Annotated in this window: 4 protein-coding genes and 1 pseudogene; 4 read left to right on the top strand and 1 reads right to left on the bottom strand. The window is 44.7% G+C overall.

The features are described 5' to 3' along the window. Positions 1–146: 146 nt before the first annotated feature. The 4 genes from H6G96_RS40555 to H6G96_RS40540 all read left to right on the top strand — a co-directional run bounded on the left by H6G96_RS40555 (position 147) and on the right by H6G96_RS40540 (position 2,472). Entirely contained in the window at positions 147–593 is a 447-nt protein-coding gene (locus H6G96_RS40555) for a hypothetical protein (RefSeq protein WP_242063670.1), read from the top strand. A gap of 112 nt (positions 594–705) precedes the next feature. Continuing rightward, positions 706–1,164, top strand: coding sequence for a DUF1392 domain-containing protein (locus H6G96_RS40550; RefSeq protein WP_190920293.1), 459 nt, complete (start codon positions 706–708; stop codon positions 1,162–1,164). A gap of 43 nt (positions 1,165–1,207) precedes the next feature. Next, positions 1,208–2,098, top strand: coding sequence for a hypothetical protein (locus H6G96_RS40545; protein WP_190920290.1), 891 nt, complete (start codon positions 1,208–1,210; stop codon positions 2,096–2,098). A 41-nt stretch (positions 2,099–2,139) separates the two neighbouring features. Continuing rightward, complete coding sequence (locus tag H6G96_RS40540) at positions 2,140–2,472, top strand: hypothetical protein (protein WP_190920288.1); 333 nt, start codon at positions 2,140–2,142, stop codon at positions 2,470–2,472. A 14-nt stretch (positions 2,473–2,486) separates the two neighbouring features. Here the strand turns inward: H6G96_RS40540 and H6G96_RS40535 are convergent. Next, a pseudogene (locus tag H6G96_RS40535) lies at positions 2,487–2,708 on the bottom strand (ISAs1 family transposase); the annotation flags it as partial.

Raw genomic sequence — 2,708 nt, 5'->3', positions numbered from 1 at the left:
GGCAAGGCTTTCACTTGCATCTGACCGAGAGTTCAGCCTTAATGACAGTAATCTGCTGTCGGGCTGGATTAGTTATTTACGGATTGATTACCGTGATTCACTAATCAACGAATCGCACCACTCACTACAAAGATGGCTCATTACCTGTGCAAGAAGAAGCAGAGGTGCAGGGGAGCAGGGGTACAGAGGGGAAAAACTTACAACAACTTTCTCCTCTGCCCCTCTGCCCCTCTGCCCCCATGCTTTCCTCTTCGACCGAAAACCAAATCATGGCGCATATCTTCAACGAGTGCCAAAATTATGGGTTTGAAATTCTCGATGATGGCATTTACAACAACAACGGCGTGAAACTGGGGCAAGTCGGATGCACTGACGGGAACTGGTGGGTGAAGAGGCGTTATTCAGTCCAGCAGCAGTATTCTAACTCGGTGCTTGATGCTGTGCTATCGCTGTCGATGGTGGATACATCCCTGGCTGAACCAGTTCACAAATACTTGCAACACCGACCCTTAGAGCAACTGAGTTCTAATGAATTACAGCAGCTTTTCAACCATGAAGTGCGATCTCTTCTTCAAGAATTAGTCACAGTGTAAAACCTCATGTGGGCAGCAGTGAAAATTGCTGCTCACTTTTAGGTATTTTTTGGGCGTTATTCTCCAAACATTGCCGAAGATTTTTAGGTTATTAATTCCAGGGAAGAAAAGCATGATTGACCATATTAATGCACTTCAAACAAGTTGGTATCTTTCCCCACCTTGGCGTGGAACAATTCCACCCGTTGAGGTGAATTTACTGGAGAGAGTTTACTTAAGAACCACGAGAACATTCGGCTATTGTTGCGGTATGCAATGGAAGCATGAATCCTGGATTTATTCAATTGACTGCCGTAATGAAATACTCCACACTACACAAAACCAAATCATCGGGACTGGAGAATTAGAAGCCATCAAGGTGCAAAAACCTGCCTTCGTTCTGGGTGAAAGAGTAATGCTTTGTTCTCACGATAAGGGAATAAAGCAACGGCTGATTTTAGGGATTGGGCTGGTGAATAATTCTTGGTTTTACCTTGTTGAATTGGTGTCGCCAACCTTAACTCAATCACAGGCTATATCGAATCGTTTCTCACTGGTTGGTGAAAAAAGTTTGGTGCGCGTGAATGTCTAACTCTCTCTAATCAACAACGAAAATTTATCCCCCAACTAAAGTTATGTCACAAATCGAAGTAGCTCAAATTATCGACCAGATAAAGCAAGAAATCACTATTGATGCTTCAGGACGCGGTAAAGCTAGTATTCGAGCTACAGCAAGACTCGCCAATATCGATGCTACTGGATTAGTCAGAAGTCTCAAAACTGCTGTAGACAATTCTGGGTCTAAACTGGTTGGAAAGCTTATCCGTAAAGGGTTTGAAGCCGTAGAGATTTTAGGATGGTCGCAGTCCGGTATCCCTGATATAGCTGTTGCCGCAATACTTCACTATTACGGCTACGAAGCGGGGAAAAGATGCAGCGAACAAGCAAGATTAGCCTGTGAAGCTTTTGAAAGTATCGGTGTTCGTGCCTGGATGCAAGACATTATGGGCTGGACAAAACTTGCTACTCAACCACAAGAACAACCCACTACACCAGCCCTCCCTCCAGTTGAACAACGATTGCATACTCTTGTCCTGGCCATGAAAACTTTAGCTGAGTTAACTGGTGGCAGACTCAACCCGTACATGGAACAGCAATTCAAAGACTATGCCGGGAACCTTCTGGCAGAACACAACAGAAAATTGCTCACCCCTTCAGAGGAACGCTGGCTCGGCGTAGTCAACTTTGCAGAGAGCGAACTTGGAAAAAAAGTCCCCCTGAGCGGCGCTCACTACCGGGGACACTTGGGTACATGGGTTCGCACGTTTTACCCACACTTAGGCGATCGCCAAGAAACGCGATTGGTTAATGGTGTGCAACAGCCCATCTACGTCTACGCTTGTCACGAGCCGACTGTTGCGGTTGGGTTGACCAAAGCTATAGAAGAGTTCTTCGCTCATCCCAGTCCTAGTGCAGCGCTAAGGCAGGCAGGTGCTTTCGCTAGAAAATCTTTAGTAACGGCTTGATGGACATTGGGCATTAGTCATTAGTCATTAGTCATCGGTCATTGGGTATTAGACGTTGGTCAAGCAGAGCGATCGCCGAGTTATCAAAAATTAAAACTTTTACAACAAAGGCAAATTCTACCTTGAGGGGAAAGGATATGGAACTTGGATACTTCCAGAAAGACGCACTGATTGAAAAGTTAGCCCGTAAGTTCTATGCAATTCAAGGCTATGTAGTTCCCGAATCATATCGAATGCAATCAGCTACACATCCAGCAGAAAGAGCGTGTGTAGCTATGGCTTTCACTGCAATCGAAGAAATTGAGTTTGAACTTGCTAACGATGATGATACAGAAATTATCAAATGGCAGCAAGGGCAATCTCTGACAGGGTAAGCGCATTTCAAAGGCTATTGACAACAAGGCTTTTCAGCATCATGATGATGAGATAAGCAAGCAGTTAAAATGGTCAACATATAGTTGTTATCCATAGCAGCTCTGTTTAATTTTTGACGGTTACTTCGCTTGAGTGATTGTTCCAAATTTAAAGCGTTAAGTGCAATTCGACGCAGCAATGATAGATTTTGTGGAGCATGGCCAGTACGGACGCGGCAAGCGTCTTCATTGAAGGT

The sequence above is a fragment of the Nostoc sp. FACHB-892 genome (assembly GCF_014698795.1).
Lineage (GTDB): Bacteria > Cyanobacteriota > Cyanobacteriia > Cyanobacteriales > Nostocaceae > Nostoc.
Note: the sequence above shows the minus strand (reverse complement) of the source record. Positions and strands in the feature narration are given on the sequence as shown.